The organism is Citrobacter sp. TBCS-14 (assembly GCF_005280805.1).
Taxonomy (GTDB): domain Bacteria; phylum Pseudomonadota; class Gammaproteobacteria; order Enterobacterales; family Enterobacteriaceae; genus Citrobacter; species Citrobacter gillenii.
In genome coordinates this window covers 1-295 of the sequence record NZ_SZWM01000303.1, presented here as the reverse complement: position 1 = coordinate 295, position 295 = coordinate 1, and the positions used below count along the sequence as shown (strand labels likewise).

The 295-nt window shown below is 54.9% G+C and carries 1 pseudogene; it reads right to left on the bottom strand.

The features are described 5' to 3' along the window. Positions 1 to 295: pseudogene (gene rsmC / locus FDX22_RS15215) on the bottom strand (16S rRNA (guanine(1207)-N(2))-methyltransferase RsmC); the annotation flags it as partial.

Sequence of the window (295 nt, the reverse complement as noted above, 5' to 3'; positions counted from 1 at the left end):
ACGTACGCCGCTGCGGTTTTCGCCAACAACAAAAATATTGGTACCCACCGGCAACAGCGAAAGAAGGTTCATCAACTGGAACTGGGCTTCAGGTTTATTCTTCGGCCAGTAGTAGATCAGCGTATCGCTATCGCCGACGTCATCGGCTTGAGCGATGAGGCTGAAGCGGACGTTGTCGCCCATCTGGCGGTTAAGCACCTGCCAGTGGTGAAGCTGCTGAGTATGCGCACGGCTGGCGGCGCTTTCAAAATGGGCAGGCAGGTCATCCTGCAAATCACCGGCAAACAGAATACGG